At 66.1% G+C, this 13,046-nt stretch carries 13 protein-coding genes; 4 read left to right on the plus strand and 9 right to left on the minus strand.

Going from position 1 to position 13,046, the window contains the following annotated elements; all coding sequences use genetic code 11:
• Position 1: 1 nt before the first annotated feature.
• Positions 2-991 carry an endolytic transglycosylase MltG gene (gene mltG, locus ACE3TQ_RS04645; RefSeq protein WP_374580781.1) on the minus strand — a complete coding sequence of 330 codons (990 nt, stop codon included), beginning with the start codon at positions 989-991 and terminating at the stop codon, positions 2-4.
• 142 nt (positions 992-1,133) lie between these two features.
• Here mltG and ACE3TQ_RS04650 point away from each other — a divergent pair, with 142 nt between their 5' ends.
• The 3 genes from ACE3TQ_RS04650 to ACE3TQ_RS04660 are packed head-to-tail and all read left to right on the plus strand — an operon-like array spanning position 1,134 to position 3,177.
• A complete protein-coding gene (locus tag ACE3TQ_RS04650; RefSeq protein ID WP_374580782.1) occupies positions 1,134-2,141 on the plus strand; it encodes a folate-binding protein YgfZ in 1,008 nt (335 codons plus the stop codon).
• 2 nt (positions 2,142-2,143) lie between these two features.
• Positions 2,144-2,434, plus strand: coding sequence for a DUF4936 family protein (locus tag ACE3TQ_RS04655; protein ID WP_374580783.1), 291 nt, complete (start codon positions 2,144-2,146; stop codon positions 2,432-2,434).
• A complete protein-coding gene (locus ACE3TQ_RS04660; RefSeq protein ID WP_374580784.1) occupies positions 2,425-3,177 on the plus strand; it encodes an NRDE family protein in 753 nt (250 codons plus the stop codon). The genes ACE3TQ_RS04655 and ACE3TQ_RS04660 overlap by 10 nt, the downstream gene beginning before the upstream one ends.
• Before the next feature lie 6 nt (positions 3,178-3,183).
• Here the strand turns inward: ACE3TQ_RS04660 and ACE3TQ_RS04665 are convergent, their stop codons facing one another.
• The 7 genes from ACE3TQ_RS04665 to ACE3TQ_RS04695 are packed head-to-tail and all read right to left on the minus strand — an operon-like array spanning position 3,184 to position 8,696.
• Positions 3,184-3,438 (minus strand): hypothetical protein, encoded by a 255-nt coding sequence (locus ACE3TQ_RS04665; protein WP_374580785.1) that lies wholly within the window; start codon positions 3,436-3,438, stop codon positions 3,184-3,186.
• A gap of 4 nt (positions 3,439-3,442) precedes the next feature.
• Positions 3,443-3,871, minus strand: coding sequence for a GNAT family N-acetyltransferase (locus ACE3TQ_RS04670; RefSeq protein WP_374580786.1), 429 nt, complete (start codon positions 3,869-3,871; stop codon positions 3,443-3,445).
• A 13-nt stretch (positions 3,872-3,884) separates the two neighbouring features.
• Positions 3,885-4,781, minus strand: a complete 897-nt coding sequence (locus tag ACE3TQ_RS04675; RefSeq protein ID WP_374580787.1) for an SDR family oxidoreductase — start codon at positions 4,779-4,781, stop codon at positions 3,885-3,887.
• Positions 4,778-5,776, minus strand: a complete 999-nt coding sequence (locus ACE3TQ_RS04680) for an NADP-dependent oxidoreductase (protein ID WP_374580789.1) — start codon at positions 5,774-5,776, stop codon at positions 4,778-4,780. The genes ACE3TQ_RS04675 and ACE3TQ_RS04680 overlap by 4 nt, the downstream gene beginning before the upstream one ends.
• A gap of 9 nt (positions 5,777-5,785) precedes the next feature.
• Positions 5,786-6,571 (minus strand): SDR family oxidoreductase, encoded by a 786-nt coding sequence (locus ACE3TQ_RS04685; RefSeq protein WP_374580790.1) that lies wholly within the window; start codon positions 6,569-6,571, stop codon positions 5,786-5,788.
• 14 nt (positions 6,572-6,585) lie between these two features.
• Positions 6,586-6,888 carry a Dabb family protein gene (locus ACE3TQ_RS04690; protein WP_374580791.1) on the minus strand — a complete coding sequence of 101 codons (303 nt, stop codon included), beginning with the start codon at positions 6,886-6,888 and terminating at the stop codon, positions 6,586-6,588.
• Positions 6,889-6,899: 11 nt separating this feature from the next.
• Positions 6,900-8,696: an acyl-CoA dehydrogenase gene (locus ACE3TQ_RS04695; RefSeq protein ID WP_374580792.1), complete on the minus strand. Its 1,797-nt coding sequence runs from the start codon at positions 8,694-8,696 to the stop codon at positions 6,900-6,902.
• A 193-nt stretch (positions 8,697-8,889) separates the two neighbouring features.
• Here ACE3TQ_RS04695 and ACE3TQ_RS04700 point away from each other — a divergent pair, with 193 nt between their 5' ends.
• Entirely contained in the window at positions 8,890-10,593 is a 1,704-nt protein-coding gene (locus ACE3TQ_RS04700) for an MFS transporter (RefSeq protein WP_374580793.1), read from the plus strand.
• Positions 10,594-10,654: 61 nt separating this feature from the next.
• Here ACE3TQ_RS04700 and ACE3TQ_RS04705 read toward each other — a convergent pair whose 3' ends face one another.
• Complete coding sequence (locus ACE3TQ_RS04705) at positions 10,655-12,988, minus strand: DUF4214 domain-containing protein (RefSeq protein ID WP_374580794.1); 2,334 nt, start codon at positions 12,986-12,988, stop codon at positions 10,655-10,657.
• Between the last annotated feature and the right edge of the window lie 58 nt (positions 12,989-13,046).

Here is a 13,046-nt window from a genome sequence, read left to right on the forward strand (position 1 = left end):
TTTATTGTCGTTGATACTGGTTGACCGCCCGGTTGTGGTCGGTCAGGTTGTCGGAAAACTGGCTGGTGCCATTGCCGCGCGCCACAAAATACAGCGCGCCGGACTTGGCCGGGGCCAGGGCCGCCGTCAGCGATCCCACGCCGGGCAGCGAAATCGGGGTCGGCGGCAGGCCGGTGCGGGTGTAGGTATTGTAGGGGGTGTCCGTTTCCAGGTCCTTTTTGCGGATATTGCCGTCGAACTTGGGGCCGATGCCGTAGATGACCGTCGGGTCGGTCTGCAGCATCATGCCCAGCTTGAGGCGGTTCACGAAGACGGCGGCAATCATGTTGCGCTCGGACTTCTGGCCGGTTTCCTTCTCCACGATGGAGGCCATGGTCAGCGCCTCGTAGGGATTCTTGTACGGCAGGCCGGGCGCGCGCTGCTCCCAGGCTTCGGCCAGGCGCTTCATCAGCATGCTGTGCGCCTGGCGGAAGATCGCCAGTTCGCTCGAACCCTTGGCAAAGAGATAAGTATCCGGGAAGAACAGGCCCTCCGGCTCCTTGAAATCGGGATTGATGCGCGCCATCAGCTCGCGGTCGCTCAGCTCGACCGTGTCGTGCTTCAAGCCCTTATGCGCGGCGATGGCCTGGCGCATCTGGCGGAAGGTCCAGCCTTCGATGATGGTCAGCGACTCCTGGGCAAACTCGCCGCGCACCAATTGCTCAATCAGGCGCAGCGGCGTGGTGCCGGGTTTCAGCTCGTACGTGCCAGCCTTGAGCTGGCCGCTCTTGCCGGAGACCCGCGCCAGCAGGTTGAACATGAGGGGCTGGATCGGTACCCCGGCGGCCGCCATCTGCTGGCCGGCCGCGCTGGCGCCGCTGCCCTTGCTGATGGTGAACTCAATGGCCGGTTCCTCGCCAATGACAGGCTGCCCGGCCCACCAGGCAAAGCCGCCCACGGCCGCCGCCGCGGCCAGCAAACCCAGTGCGATCGTCTTTCTTATAAATGCCATTTCCGAATGCCCGTTCGATACCCTATCTTGAACCAGATTCAGCCTGGACAACAGCATTTTCCAGGCCTCCGGCGCAAATTTCGCGGGATCACTATAATGAAGCCCGTAATGATAATGCTTCATCGTCAGGATATGGGAATTTATGAATAACTGGAATCAACTTTTGACACAGGAACAAGACACGCTGACCACGAGCCAGCTTGCCACCGGTTTCGTCGCCCCGCTCACCGACCAGGGCCTGATCGCCTTCAGCGGCGAGGAATCGGCCAGTTTCCTGCACAGCCAGTTGACCAATGATGTGGAACACCTGGGCCCGGGCGAGGTGCGCCTGGCCGGGTATTGCTCGCCGAAGGGCCGCATGCTGGCCTCCTTCCTCATGTGGCGCAACGAGGAATCGGTATTCCTGCAGCTGCCGCGCGCACTCCAGCCGGCGGTGCAGAAACGTTTGCAGATGTTCATCCTGCGCGCCAAGACCAAGCCGGCCGACGTGACCGAGCAGTTCGTCACCCTGGCCGTGGGCGGCGGCGACGCCGAAGCGGTCCTGCAAACCTGGTTTGACGTGCTGCCGGCCAAGCCGTTCAGCAAGATCGATCATCCGCTCGGCACCGTGCTGCGCGTGGCCGACGCCTTCGGCGCGCCGCGCTACCTGTGGCTGGCGACGCCGGAAACGGCCAATATGGCCGCCTCCATGCTGAAGGACCGCCTGGTGGTGGGCGGCAACGAGGCCTGGCGCCTGTCCGAGATCCATGCGGGCGTGCCGCAGGTCGGCCCGGGCACCCAGGAGCAGTTCGTGCCGCAGATGGTGAATTTCGAGCTGCTGGGCGGCGTGAACTTCAAGAAGGGCTGCTATCCCGGCCAGGAAATCGTGGCGCGCAGCCAGTACCTGGGCAAACTGAAGCGCCGCACCGCCCTGGCCACGATCGCCGACCTGGCTGCCGCGCCGGGCGCTGAAGTCTTTACCCCAGCCGATCCGGAACAGCCATGCGGCATGGTGGTCAACACCGCGCGCAACGGCGCAGGCGGCGTGGACGCCCTGGTGGAGATGAAGCTCGATGCGCTGGAGGCGGGCGACGTGCGCTTCGGCTCGGCCACCGGCCCGGCTTTGCAGTTCAAGCCCCTGCCCTACGTGCTGGATAAACTCGACGTCTGAGCATGGACCTCTACGTGTATTACAAGGTGCAGGACGCTGTTGCGGCGGACCTGCAGGCGGCGGTTATCGCCATGCAGGCGGGCCTGGCGGCCGCGCACGGCGTCGCGCCCCAGCTCAAGCGTCGCCCGCCGGCGGCCGACGGCCCGCAAACCTGGATGGAAGTCTATCCCTCCGTCGACAGCGCGGCGTTCAGCGCGGCGCTGGAGGCCGCGGTGGCGCAGGCCGGGCTGGCGCGCTGGATTGACGGCCCGCGCCACGTCGAGATTTTCGAGGATTTGCCGCCATGTGCCTGATCGTTTTTGCCTGGCAGGTGGTACCGGGTGTGCCGCTGATCGCCGCCGCCAACCGCGACGAATTCTACGACCGCGCCGCCACGCCCGCCGCGCCATGGGCCGAAGCGCCGCACATCTTCGCCGGCCGCGACCTGAAAGCGGGCGGCAGCTGGATGGGCATCACGCGCCCGCCCGACGGCAGCAGCGCCGCCGCGCCCTCGCGTTTTGCGGCGATCACGAACGTGCGCAACCCGCAGGAGCACAATCCGCTGGCGCCATCGCGCGGCCAGCTGGTGGCGGACTTCCTGGCGGGCGCCATGACGGCGCAGGAATACGCGGCGCAGGTCGCGCCCAAAGCGGCGCAATACAATGGCTTCAACCTGGTCCTGTGCGATGGCCGGGAGCTGGTCTGGTATTCCAACAAGGGCAGCGACGACCCGCGCAACGGCAAGCCGCTTGAACCGGGCATTTACGGCCTGTCCAACGCCCTGCTCGACTCGGCCTGGCCGAAGGTGCTGAAAACCAAGGCGCAATTCGCCAGCCTGCTGTGCCTGGGCGCGCCGGACGACGCCTATTTTGAGATGCTGTCCGACACCACCCGCGCGCCGGACATGCGCCTGCCGGAAACCGGCGTGCCGCTGGAGCTGGAACGGCTGCTGTCGGCCGTGAAGATCGAATCGCCGAATTACGGCACGCGCAGCTCCACCGTCGTCAAGCTGTACGCCGACGCCCCGGCGGAACTGCACGAGGTGCAGGTACGCTAGGACTGCTTACGGCAGCTGCTCGCGCACGCAGGAAGGTTTTTCCTTGCCCTGGCGCGAGCAGGAAATCAGGGTGCGGGTGCCGGTATCGATGGCGTAAAAATGCGTGGCGCCGTTCGCGCCCACCGGGGCGGCGGCGGCGGCCGGCCACACCGTGCCGCCGTTGACCTGCGCATGCGCCACTTGCATCGGGCTCATGGAACCAAACAGGAAGCCTGCGCCAAACACCGCGCACACACCCAGCGCTACGATCGTACGTTTCATTGCTCTACTCCTGGAATTCGTAAGTCATTTCAATGTGGGCGATGCCCGCTTCAAGGAAGACGTCGCCCGCCATGGCAAAGCCATGGGCCAGGTAAAACTCCGCGGCATGGGTCTGGGCGCTGAGCACGACGCGCTGGTCGCCGCGCTCGCGCGCCTTTTCCATCAAGCCTTTCAGGATGGCGCCGCCAACGCCGCTGCCGCGCGCGCTGCGCAGCACCGCCATGCGGCCGATATGGCCGTCCGGCAGCAGGCGCCCGGTGCCGACCGGCTGGCCGGCGGCGTCGTAAGCGACAGCGTGCAGGCAGCCCGCGTCGCGTTCGTCCATCTCAAGGTCGGCCGGCACGTTCTGCTCGCGCACGAAGACTTCCATGCGGATCGGTTTCGCGTCGGCCTGCATGCTGGCCCAGTCGCCAAAGCGGAGTGTCGTCGTCATGCCGCGCATTCTCTCACAACATGGCGCGCAGGGCGTCGCGCACTTGCGGAGTGGCGGCGTACGGGTCGGCCGGATTGGCCTGCGCCACCATGTCGCGCGCGCGCAGCGCCACGCCATCCAGGGCCTGCGGGTGGGTGAAGATGTAGAACCGGCCCTCCGCGATGGCGGCGAACGTCAGTTCCGCCACGTCGCGCGCGCTGACCTTGCCGGACGTGACGGCCTTGGTGACCATGGCCTGCGCCGCCATCTGGCTGGCGGTCGGCTTGTCTTCCATCGGCGCGTCGCCGGGACGGTTGCGGTGCGACTGGTGGATGCCGGTCGGGACGAAGTACGGGCACAGGACCGAGGCGCCGATCGGCGCGTCCACCAGCGCCAGGTCGTGGTACAGGCTCTCCGTCAGCGCCACCACGGCGTGCTTGGAGACGTTGTAGACGCCCATCACCGGCGGGCACAATACCCCCGCCATGGAGGCCGTGTTGACGATGTGCCCCTCATAACCGGGTTCGCGCCTTGCGCATTCCAGCATCAGGCGGGTGAAGATGCGCACGCCGTGCGCCACGCCGGTGACGTTAACGCCCATCACCCAGTCCCAGTCCGATTCGCTGGCCTCCCACAGCAGGCCGCCGAAACCGACGCCCGCGTTATTGAAGACAAGGTGCACCGCGCCGAACTCGCCCATGGCCGCATCGGCCAGGGCCTGCACTTCGGCGGAGTGGCGCACGTCGCAGCGCAGGCCGATGGCCTGGGCGCCTTGCGCGCGCAATTCCGCCAGCGTGGCGTCCAACGCGTCCTGCTGCACGTCCGCCAGCACCAGCTTCATGCCGAGCGCGTGCGCTTTCAGCGCGAACTCGCGGCCAAAGCCGCTCGCGCCACCGGTAATCACTGCAACCTTGCCTTCGAAATTTTTCATGGGATCAGCTTCACAAGTTGCTTGCCTAGGTTGCGGCCTTGTAGCAGGCCGATAAGGGACTCCGGCGCGGATGCCAGGCCCTGGGAAATCGTTTCACGGTACTTCAGTTTGCCGGCCGCCACCAGCCGGCCCATCTCGGACAGGCCCTGCGGCCACAGCTCCATATGCTCGGTGACGATGAAGCCGCGCAGGGTCACGCGGTTGAGCAGCAGCTTCTTGGCGTTGCGGATCGGGATGTCGGCGCCGGTATAGCCGGCCAGCAGGCCGCACAGCGCGACGCGCGCGAAGGCGTTGGTGCGGCCCAGCGCGGTGTCGAACACTTCGCCGCCGACGTTCTCGAAAATGGCGTCGATGCCGCCCGGCGTGGCGGCGGCCAGGTCGGCCTTCAGGTTGCCGGCCTTGTAGTCGACGCAGGCGTCGAAGCCGAGTTCGCGCACCACGTAATCGCATTTTTCCTTGCCGCCGGCGATGCCGACGGCGCGGCAGCCCGCCAGCTTGGCCAGCTGGCCCACCGCGCTGCCGACCGCGCCGCTGGCCGCCGACACCACCACGGTCTCGCCCAGGCGCGGGCGCAGGATCTCGTGCATGCCGAACCAGGCCGTCATGCCGGGCATGCCGATCACGCCCAGGTTGGCCGACAGCGGGGCGTGGGCCGGATCGACCTTGCGCAAGCCTTCGCCGTCGGACACACCCATCTCGGCCCAGCCGAACATGCCGGCCACGAACTCGCCCACGGCGAAGCCGGGATGGCGCGACTCGACCACTTCGCCCACGGTGCCGCCGATCATGGTCTGGTCCAGCGGCTGCGGCGCGGCATAGCTTTTCGCATCGCTCATGCGGCCGCGCATGTACGGGTCGAGCGAGAGATAGTGGTTGCGCACCAGTAGCTGGCCTTCGGCCAGCGGCGGCACTTCAACTTCCTCGAGCCGGAAATTCTCCGGCACGACAACACCGCGCGGACGCGAGGCCAGCACGATGCGGTGGTACTTGGTCATGCAAACTCCTTAAACAGCGGATACCCCGCCGTCCACCGCCAGCACCTGGCCGGTAATGTGGCGGCCGGCCTCGGACGCGAACAGCGCAATGGCGCCCTTCAGGTCCTCGTCGCCGCCAAGGCGGTTGAGCGGGGCGGCCGCGGCGAGCTTATCCTCGCCCATGGCCTTGATCACGCCTGCGCTCAGCTTCGAGGGGAAGAAGCCCGGCGCCAGCGCATTGACATTGATGCCGTACTCGCCCCATTCGCCCGCCAGGGTGCGGGTGAAGTTGACCAGTGCGGCTTTGGACGTATTGTAAGCGATGGTCTTCATGGTGCCGGGGGCATTGCCCATCAGGCCCGCGATCGAGGCGATATTGATGATGCGGCCGGAACGGCGCGGAATCATCGAACGCTTGCCGACCGCCTGCGACAGCAGGAAGATGCTGCGCACATTCAGGTTCATCACCTTGTCCCACGCCTCCAGCGGATACTCCTCCGCCGGCGCGCCCCAGGTGGCGCCGGCATTGTTGACCAGGATATCGATATGGCCGCCCAGCGCCGCCAGCGCCGCTTCCACCAGCGGGTCGATGGCGGCTTCCTTGCCCAGGTCGGCGGCGATGGCATAGGCTTCCACGCCCTGCTCTTTCAGCACGGCCACCGCTTCGTCCAGGTCGGCCTGCTTGCGCGAGGTCAGCACCACTTTGGCGCCCAGTTCGCCGAGCGCCAGCGCCATTTGCAGGCCGAGGCCGCGCGAGCCGCCCGTGACGAGGGCGGTCTTGCCGTGCAGGTTGAAGAGTTCGAGGGTGGTGGTCATCGCCAGGCTTCCTTTCAGGTGGTGTAGTCCATGCACTGGCGCGCATCGCGCACAGCGCTGAAGAATGGTTTGAGTGCTGCGTGCTGCGGGTGCGACTGGTAGGCGTCGAGCGCCTCCTTGCTGTCGAATTCGGAGTACAGCACCACATCGTAGGTCGCCTCCAGCCCCGGCTCGGCCAGGCCCACTTCCAGCTTGCGGATGCCGGGCACGATGCCGGCGCAGGCTTCCAGCTGCTCCTTCATCCTGCGCGCGTTGGTGGCGCGGTCGGCGCCTTCGGCGTGCTCTTTCAGCTTCCACATGACGATGTGCTTGATCATTCAGCTTCCCTTCAGAACCACGCGTCCTGCATGTCGAGCGCGGTGGTGTCGAGCCGTTCCAGCAGGTCCAGCTGCGGCTGGACCTTGGGCAGCTCCCATTGATAGAAATAGCGGCAGGCCTGCAGCTTCCCGCGCCGGAAATTGTCGTCCGGCAGGCGGGCGGCGGCCATGGCCTGCTGCAGCCAGATCCAGGCCACCACCACATGACCCACCGCTTCCAGGTAGACGGTGGCGTTGGCCAGCGTCTTATTCAGGTCGCCGGCAGCATACAGCGCCGCGGTCACTTCTTCAACCCGGCGCCAGGCCGCGTCCAGCGCCTGCCCGTGTCCGGCCAGCTGGGGCTCGGCGCTGGCGCGCGCCGCACCGGCCGTGGCCCGGATCTCTTCGCCCATGGTGGCCAGCAGCGCGCCGTCGTGGATGCTGGCCTTGCGGCCCAGCAGGTCGAGGCCGTGGATGCCGTGCGTGCCTTCGTGGATCTGGTTCAGGCGGTTGTCGCGGTAAAACTGTTCGACATTGTATTCGCGCGTGTAGCCGTAGCCGCCATGCACCTGGATCGCCAGGTTGTTCGCTTCCAAGCACCACTGCGAGGGCCAGGATTTGGTGATCGGCGTCAGGAATTCGAGCAGCCGGCCGGCGCGCTGGCGCAGCTCGGCGCTGTCGCCGGTATGCTCGTCGTCCACCAGGCGCGCACTGTACAGGCACAGGCCGAGCGCCCCTTCGGCATAGGCTTTCTGCGCCAGCAGCATGCGCCGCACGTCGGTGTGGGCGATGATCGGCAGCTGCGGCGCGGCCGGGTCCTTGGCGGCGGGATGGCGGCCTTGCGGGCGTTCGCGCGCATATGCGAGCGCGTGCAGGTAGCCGGTGTAGCCCAGCACCGCCGCGCACAGGCCGACGCCGATGCGCGCCTCGTTCATCATGTGGAACATGTTCACCAGACCCTGCCCCTCGCGGCCGACCAGGTAGCCGACCGCGCCGGCGCGGCCGCCGGGACGGTACTTGCCTTCACCGAAATTGAGCAGGCAGTTGGTGGTGCCGCGGTTGCCCATCTTGTGGTTCAAGCCCGCCAGGGCGATGTCGTTGCGCTCGCCGCTGTCCAGGAATTTGGGCACGATGAAGAGCGAAATCCCTTTCACGCCGGGCACCAGCTTGCCGTCCGGGCCGGGAATCTTGGCCAGCACCAGGTGCACGATGTTCTCGGCCAGATCGTGCTCGCCGGCGGAAATCCACATCTTGTTGCCGGTCAGGCGGTACTGGCCGGCCGCGTCCGGATCGGCTTCGGCGCGGGTGGCGATGTCGGACAGGCTGGAGCCGGCCTGCGGCTCGCTCAGGCACATGGTGCCGAACCAGCGCCCCTCCAGCATGGGCCGCACGAAATGCTCGACCTGGGCGCTCGACGCGCATTTGAGCAAGGTGTTGGCATTGCCGATGGTGAGGAAGGCGTAGCTGGAAGTGGCCATATTGGCCGCCGTGAAGTAGGCGGTGATCGCCTTTTCCACCAGCAGCGGCAGCTGCATGCCGCCCAGTGCGTAATCCTGGCCGGCGGCCATGAAGCCGGCCGCAGAAAAGGCGTCCAGCGCGCGCCGCACGTCGGGGATCATGCTGACCTTGTCGCCGTCGAACTGCGGCTCCTGCTGGTCGCTCAGTTTGTTGTGCGGCGCGAACAGTTCGGTCGCGATCTGCTCGGCGCTGTCGATGGCCGCGCTGAAGGTTTCGCGGCTATGGTCGGCAAAGCGCGGCCGTTTGGACAGCGCTTCCGCGTCCAGCCAGTCATACAGCATGAACTCGACATCGCGTCGGGACAGCAGCATGGGGTCTCCTTGTCTAGGTCTTTCCGGCCAGCATAGCACAGCCGCGCCATTTTTAGCACGGTCGTTCGCGTAATTGTCCTGTTTGTAAGTTTTGCGTAAGTTTCAAGCAAGAATGACGTAAGGATATGGGTCCAGACTGCATCCTGCCGTTGAAGCATTTGGAACACTAACTACTACATTGGAGACAAGCATCATGGCAATTAGCTCTGGCACCGCCGACGCGCGGAACATGGGGAACGGCAAGTCCGCCCCCATGACCAAAGAGGAGAAGAAGGTCATCTTCGCCTCCTCGCTCGGTACCGTGTTTGAATGGTACGACTTTTACCTGTACGGTTCGCTGGCATCGATCATTGCCAAGCAGTTCTTCGTGGGCGACCCGACCACCTCCTTCATTTTCGCGCTGCTGGCCTTTGCCGCCGGCTTCATTGTGCGCCCGTTCGGCGCCATCGTGTTCGGCCGCCTGGGCGACATGATCGGCCGCAAATACACCTTCCTGGTCACCATCCTGATCATGGGCCTGTCGACCTTCATCGTCGGCCTGCTGCCGAACTACGCCAGCATCGGCATCGCGGCGCCGATCATCCTGGTCGTGCTGCGCCTGCTGCAAGGCCTGGCGCTGGGCGGCGAATACGGTGGTGCCGCCACCTATGTGGCCGAACACGCGCCGCACGGCAAGCGCGGCCTGTTCACGGCCTGGATCCAGACCACCGCCACGCTCGGCTTCTTCCTGTCGCTGCTGGTGATCCTGGGCGTGCGCCAGTCGATGCCGCTGGAAGAATTTGAAGCCTGGGGCTGGCGCATCCCGTTCCTGGTGTCGGTCGCCCTGCTCGGCATCTCCGTCTGGATCCGCCTGTCGATGAACGAGTCGCCAGCCTTCGCCAAGATGAAGGCGGAAGGCAAGACCTCCAAAGCGCCGCTGAGCGAAGCCTTCGGCCAGTGGAAAAACCTGAAGATCGTGATCCTGGCGCTGGTCGGCCTGACCATGGGCCAGGCCGTGGTGTGGTACACCGGCCAGTTCTATGCGCTGTTCTTCATGATCCAGACGCTGAAGATGGACATTGCCACCGCCAACATCCTGATCGCCACCGCGCTGATCCTGGCCACCCCGTTCTTCATCTTCTTCGGCAGCCTGTCCGACAAGATCGGCCGCAAATGGATCATCCTCGGTGGCTGCCTGATCGCCGCCGCTACCTACTTCCCGCTGTTCGGCGCCCTGACCCACTACGGCAACCCGCAGCTGGAAGCCGCCATCAAGAACTCGCCCGTGGTGGTGGTGGCCGATCCTGCCTCCTGCCACTTCCAGTTCAACGCGACCGGCGAGAAGAAATTCCCGTCCTCCTGCGATATCGCGACCTCGATGCTGTCCAAGGCGTCGGTGGCCTACACCCGCCAGGATGCGCCAGCCGGCACTGTGGCGACGATCAAGGTGGGCGACAAGGTGGTGCAGTCCTTTAACGCCAGCATGACCGCCGACGGCCTGAACTTCGACGCTGAATCGAAGAAGAAGGAAGGCGAACTGAAGAAAGCGGTCGGCGAAGCCGTCAAATCGGCCGGCTACCCGGCCAAGGCCGATCCAGCCCAGATCAACAAGCCGATGGTGGTGCTGATCCTGTTCGTGCTGGTGCTGTACGTGACCATGGTGTACGGCCCGATCGCCGCCATGCTGGTGGAGATGTTCCCGACCCGCATCCGCTACACTTCGATGTCGCTGCCTTACCACATCGGTAACGGCTGGTTCGGCGGCCTGCTGCCCACCACTGCCTTCGCCCTGGTGGCCTTCAAAGGCGACATCTACTACGGCCTGTGGTACCCGATCTGCATCGCCCTGGCGACCCTGGTGATCGGCGCCCTGTTCGTGCGCGAAACCAAAGACAACAACATCTACGCCCACGATTAAGGGCGCGCGCCGCAACCCCGAAAGCCGCCTGCGGGCGGCTTTCTTCGTTGGCGCCCCCCGCTCAGCCCAGCCAGGGCGTGTACTCGAAGCCGCCGCCGATCAAGCCGGCCAGCGCGCCGACGTTCTCCTTGCTTTCGCTGAAGCCCACCAGCACCTGCGCCACGCTGGAAATTTTATTGTCGAGCGCAGCGGTCCAGAAGTCCATGCCTTCCTTTTCGCCGGCGCGGTGCAGGACATTCTGGTACAGGCGCGCCACCAGGTCCTGGTTGGCGGGCGCCTCGCCGTAGAGCTTTTTGAACTCGCTCGAGGTGACGAAGCCTTGCGCGATATCGACCAGGCTGTAGCCCTTGTCCGCCTGCTCGATCCAGTAGCCCAGTCCTTCGCTGTCCGGCTTGCGGTCGAAGGCGGCCTGGTACAGGCGGTACACCTGGCCCGCCTTGCCCTCGGCATCGAAGGCCAGCGCGCTGGCGCCGAAATGCAGGCGCTCCACATTGCGCAGGGTGGTGGCGCTGCCGTCCAGCGCCATCACGCTCCAGCCATCGTCGGCCTGTTCCAGCCGGTAGTCGGAACGCTGGCCGCTGAACCAGGCATGGTCGCACCCGGCGCCGCCGTCCAGCAGGTCATTGCCCTTGCCGCCCACCAGCTGGTCATCGCCGTCGCCGCCGAACAGCTGATCGTCGCCGGCAGCGCCTTCCAGGGTGTCGCGCGCGGCGCCGCCGCGCAGTTCGTCGTTCAGCGCCGTGCCCAGCAGCTTGGCGCCGCCTTCGCCGCCATAGTGGCGCACGCCCACCTTGCCGCCTTGCGGATCGATGCCGGCGCTGAAGTTGGAGGCGGTCAGCGTGCCGGCCGACACGTTGGCCAGCGCCACCAGCGGCAGGAAGGCCGCCAGATAGCCGGCGGCGCCGTCGGCATCGTACTCGATCCAGGTGTCGCTGCCGCGCTGCGACAGGCGCAGGAAGCCGGCCGCGCCGAATGGGTTGTCCGCCAGTTCGCCGATCCGGCCCAGGCCGCCCAGCAGCAGCACGTCGCCGCCGGCACCCGCCTTGAAATCGGTGACCGTCAGCGTGCCGGGCACCAGCTTGGCCAGGTCATAGGTGTCGCGGCCCTCGCCGCCGCTGGCCACGATATCGATCGCGAAGATGCCGTGCGCCGCCACCGCCAGCCGGTCGTGGCCGCTGCCCAGGTCGACCGTCGGCGCGATGTTCTTCAGGCCCGGGTTCCAGCCCACCAGCACCGTGTCGTTGCCGTCGCCCGCCTGGTAGGCATTGCTGCCGCTGCCCTGCAGCGTATCGTTGCCGCTGCCGCCGTCCAGCAGCGATTTCGCCAGGCCGCTATCGACCAGGCTGTCGTTGCCCGCGCCGCCGCGCAGCACGTTCAGGCCGCCGCTGTCACTCAGCTCATCGTTGCCATCGCCGCCGTCGAGCAGGTCGTCGCCCGCACCGCCGGCCAGGCTGTCGTTGCCGGCGCCGCCGGACAGGGTGTCGTACCCGTTGCCGCCCTCCAGCCGGTCGTTGCCCGCGCCGCCATCCAGGCGGTCGTCGCCGTCGCCCCCGTCGAGCTGGTCGGCACCGTCCTCGGCGCTGTCGCTGCCGCCATCGAGCAAGTCATTGCCGGCGCCGCCGCGCAGGATGTCGGCCCCGCCGCCGCCGCGCAAGGTGTCGCGCAGGTAGCCGCCCTGCAGCAGGTCGGCTTTGTCGGTACCCTCCAGCGTGATGCCTTGCTCGCTGCCGTCCGGATTCAGGTAGCCCAGGAAGTTCTTCAGGGTCAGGCTGCCCGCCGTCACTTTGGCCAGGCGCACCACGACCTGCTCCTTGACCATCACCAGCGTATCCTCGCCCTGCTGCACCAGCGACACCAGGCCCAGGCGCGCCAGCGGGTTGCCTTTGGCCGTATGCCACAGCGCCGTGTCGTAAATCACACGCAGGTCCAGCATATCGCCCTGGTCGCCGGCCTGGAAATCGCTGATGATGTAGTCGGCGTTGCTGCCATCCTTGGGCGGGCTCCAGATATTGAAGGTATCGCGTCCGCTGCCGCCGCTCGCGCGCACCGACCACGACGCCCGGCTTTCAGGCGCGTATTTGACGTTGATGATGTCGTCGCCGGCGCCGCCGTCGATGGTGCCGGCACCATAATCGATCCACAGGCTGATCCGGTCGTCACCCTCGCCGCCGCGCAGCGTGTTGGCACCCACCGCGCTCAGGATGTCGTTGCCGGCGCCGCCGTCCAGCAGGTTGCCCTCGCCCTGCTCGGACAGCACGTCGTCGCCATCCTCGCCGAAGAGCTGGTCGCGGTTGCCGCCGCCGTATAGCTCATCGTCCCCGGCCCCGCCGTAGATGAAATCCATCTCGTTGCTGCCATACAGCAAATCCTTGTTCGGGGTTCCCGTCAGCTTCATCCGCTCTCCGTCGCGCAAAAAGGGCCGATGATATAGAAAAAGTATTAAAACTTTCTCT

This window comes from Pseudoduganella sp. (genome assembly GCF_041914865.1).
Taxonomy (GTDB): Bacteria; Pseudomonadota; Gammaproteobacteria; order Burkholderiales; family Burkholderiaceae_D; genus Rugamonas.

What these genes read in the sequence shown, in the direction of transcription:
- ACE3TQ_RS04700 (WP_374580793.1), top strand. Translation starts at nt 8,890, where the DNA reads ATGGCAATTAGCTCTGGCACCGCCGACGCGCGGAACATGGGGAACGGC.
- ACE3TQ_RS04695 (WP_374580792.1), bottom strand. Translation starts at nt 8,696, where the DNA reads ATGCTGCTGTCCCGACGCGATGTCGAGTTCATGCTGTATGACTGGCTG.
- ACE3TQ_RS04680 (WP_374580789.1), bottom strand. Translation starts at nt 5,776, where the DNA reads ATGACCAAGTACCACCGCATCGTGCTGGCCTCGCGTCCGCGCGGTGTT.
- ACE3TQ_RS04660 (WP_374580784.1), top strand. Translation starts at nt 2,425, where the DNA reads ATGTGCCTGATCGTTTTTGCCTGGCAGGTGGTACCGGGTGTGCCGCTG.
- ACE3TQ_RS04685 (WP_374580790.1), bottom strand. Translation starts at nt 6,571, where the DNA reads ATGACCACCACCCTCGAACTCTTCAACCTGCACGGCAAGACCGCCCTC.
- ACE3TQ_RS04705 (WP_374580794.1), bottom strand. Translation starts at nt 12,988, where the DNA reads ATGAAGCTGACGGGAACCCCGAACAAGGATTTGCTGTATGGCAGCAAC.
- ACE3TQ_RS04655 (WP_374580783.1), top strand. Translation starts at nt 2,144, where the DNA reads ATGGACCTCTACGTGTATTACAAGGTGCAGGACGCTGTTGCGGCGGAC.
- mltG (WP_374580781.1), bottom strand. Translation starts at nt 991, where the DNA reads ATGGCATTTATAAGAAAGACGATCGCACTGGGTTTGCTGGCCGCGGCG.
- ACE3TQ_RS04650 (WP_374580782.1), top strand. Translation starts at nt 1,134, where the DNA reads ATGAATAACTGGAATCAACTTTTGACACAGGAACAAGACACGCTGACC.
- ACE3TQ_RS04690 (WP_374580791.1), bottom strand. Translation starts at nt 6,888, where the DNA reads ATGATCAAGCACATCGTCATGTGGAAGCTGAAAGAGCACGCCGAAGGC.
- ACE3TQ_RS04665 (WP_374580785.1), bottom strand. Translation starts at nt 3,438, where the DNA reads ATGAAACGTACGATCGTAGCGCTGGGTGTGTGCGCGGTGTTTGGCGCA.
- ACE3TQ_RS04670 (WP_374580786.1), bottom strand. Translation starts at nt 3,871, where the DNA reads ATGACGACGACACTCCGCTTTGGCGACTGGGCCAGCATGCAGGCCGAC.
- ACE3TQ_RS04675 (WP_374580787.1), bottom strand. Translation starts at nt 4,781, where the DNA reads ATGAAAAATTTCGAAGGCAAGGTTGCAGTGATTACCGGTGGCGCGAGC.